General features: G+C 44.2%; 2 protein-coding genes and 1 pseudogene. 2 read left to right on the top strand and 1 reads right to left on the bottom strand.

Going from position 1 to position 1970, the window contains the following annotated elements; all coding sequences use genetic code 11:
* Positions 1 to 388: 388 nt before the first annotated feature.
* On the top strand, positions 389 to 1456 hold the full coding sequence (gene wecA, locus AB4517_RS19525; RefSeq protein ID WP_372149281.1) for a UDP-N-acetylglucosamine--undecaprenyl-phosphate N-acetylglucosaminephosphotransferase: 1068 nt from the start codon (positions 389 to 391) through the stop codon (positions 1454 to 1456).
* A gap of 66 nt (positions 1457 to 1522) precedes the next feature.
* A pseudogene (locus AB4517_RS19520) lies at positions 1523 to 1612 on the top strand (IS5/IS1182 family transposase); the annotation flags it as partial.
* 185 nt (positions 1613 to 1797) lie between these two features.
* On the opposite strand, the gene AB4517_RS19515 reads toward AB4517_RS19520, so the two are convergent.
* A partial coding sequence (locus AB4517_RS19515; RefSeq protein ID WP_372149283.1) for a transposase domain-containing protein occupies positions 1798 to 1970 on the bottom strand: 173 nt, incomplete at its 5' end.

Here is a 1970-nt window from a genome sequence, read left to right as displayed (position 1 = left end):
GCAAGGGGCTTCGTAATCTCGCCCTGATTTTCTAAGTACCATTTCACGATTTCCCTTATGCCGGGAGTCACAGTTTTTTACATTACCCTGTCGATCTCTTATGCGACTTTAATCTATCGTTACCATACAGGCATACTGCCCAGACAGTGCATAGAGAAACGGATAAACGAAATACTCCGAAATACATAACCTCCAGCCCTGCACGTCGCCAACCATTTCATATAAAACCTTCGTTCTAGGTCCGACTCATTGTCATTGTGCAAAGATAAAAAGTTAGCAACGATTACTTCGAAAACACCAGTCTCGAGCTAATTCAAATGTACAAAATGACCTTATTACCGTATTATTGGAGCATTAAAATCCCCATACTGTACTCACTAGGTGGAATATGTTTCTTGAGCTGACATTTGTCTCATTTTTCTCATTCACTTCACTTTTTCTAATGCGTAAAGTCGCAAAAGAGATCGGATTAGTAGACAAACCCAACGCAAGAAAGTTGCATAGTGGCCCCGTACCTTTGGTCGGGGGAATTTCAATCTGCCTGTCAATTGGTCAGTTTATTACATCGAACCCCGACGTTATCCCACACAGCTATCTTTTTTTAACCTGCATAACGATCCTAGTCGCTATTGGGGCGTTAGATGACAAAGTTGACCTAAGCTTTAAAATTCGTTTGTTAGTGCAGGCGGGCCTCTCAATCGTAATGATGTTTTTAGCTGATATTCAGTTAAATAATATTGGTAATATTTTTGGGTTTGGTGAAGTACATTTGGGGCCAATGAGCTCTTTGATCACAATCTTTGCTGTAATAGGCGCCATTAATGCCTTTAATATGGTAGACGGGATTGATGGCCTACTGGGTGGACTTGCGATTGTCACCTTCTCCGGACTGGCTATTTTACTGCAAGTAGAACAGCAGCACGGCCTAGCCTATTTATGTGTCGTCTTCATTGCCGCTATCATTCCGTATATTTTGATGAATCTAGGCATTTTGGGGCGTCAACGTAAAGTCTTTATGGGGGATGCGGGAAGCATGATGATCGGCTTCACGGTCATTTGGATTTTACTGGGGGCAAGTCAAGAGCCCTCCAAGTCGCTCATGCGTCCGACCACCGCCTTGTGGTTAATTGCCATCCCTCTCATGGATATGGCGGCGATTATGTTTCGTCGAGTACGCCGCGGGGACTCTCCCTTCAAACCCGATCGTGAGCATCTGCATCATATTTTTCAACGCCTAGGGTTTAGCTCTCGACAAACCCTCGTCATGATCTGCAGCCTTGCTGCTCTCCTGGCCGGGTTTGGTATTTTTGGGGAACTCTACGAGCTACCAGAAACCTTGATGTTCTTGTTGTTTATTATTTGCTTTATTGGATACAGTGTATCGATGAGTTATGTATGGCGGATAACAGGCTGGTTTCGCAGCAAGCGTGGGCTACCGTCGAAAACATACGATTAGTTAATGCCACTAAAGAGCTCACCAATTTAAAAAAATGAATATCGATGGGAGCTGCTACGACAAGTTATGAAGAGTACCGGTCATATTTATGATAAGCCTGAGCACAGAATGACTTTTGAAGGAATACTCTACCGAATGAGAATAGGCATCCCATTCGAATTTTGGCTGAATCATTGTCAATAAACACCGCTCTACCCAGTGCAAGATTACGAAGCCCCTTGGCCTGCAAGGACTTGCGAAAGGTAGCTGTTGTTACGGTTCGCTTTTTTCTGCTTTCTTTTTATCCCTGCTTTGAAGCTGGTTTCTTCGTAAACGCCCCATGAACCTACAGGGCGATATTACTAATGTTTGAAGTTCCAAGGCAGGAGTGCATCGATATCGGGCTCTGCTTTTGCTAGCTCTTTCATGCACTTGACCATATAGTCATAGAGGATAAGGCCGTTGGCTTTTGCAGTCTCGACGATACTGTAAAGCATCGCGCTCGCCTCAGCGCCATTTGGTGTGTTGGAGAATA

Source organism: Vibrio sp. 10N.222.52.C3 (assembly GCF_041474195.1).
In the GTDB taxonomy this organism is placed as follows: domain Bacteria; phylum Pseudomonadota; class Gammaproteobacteria; order Enterobacterales; family Vibrionaceae; genus Vibrio; species Vibrio crassostreae_C.
The sequence above is the reverse complement of the archived record's forward strand: the minus strand, read 5'-3'. Positions and strand labels throughout refer to the sequence as shown.

What these genes read in the sequence shown, in the direction of transcription:
- wecA (WP_372149281.1), top strand. Translation starts at nt 389, where the DNA reads ATGTTTCTTGAGCTGACATTTGTCTCATTTTTCTCATTCACTTCACTT.